General features: G+C 38.6%; 1 protein-coding gene. It reads left to right on the top strand.

The features are described from left to right. Window positions 1-233, top strand: a 233-nt coding sequence (locus ACVA6Q_RS24995; protein ID WP_446649275.1) for a hypothetical protein, incomplete at both ends; no start/stop codon positions are given.

The raw sequence follows: 233 nt of genomic DNA on the forward strand, positions 1-233 counted from the left end.
GTGAAATCCCATCACGTCGTTGGGATATTCATATTGAAGCTGATTTAGTTGAAGAAGTAGCTCGTATTTATGGCTATGATAATTTGCCAAGTACTTTGCCTTCCTCACAAAATGCTGGTGAATTGACTCAAATGCAAAAATTCCGTCGTACAGTGCGAACAGGTCTCGAAAGTTCAGGGCTTAATGAAGTTATTGGTTATTCGCTTGTAACTCCAGAAAAAGCAACTGAATTT

It is taken from the genome of Vibrio sp. DNB22_10_4, from assembly GCF_052879755.1.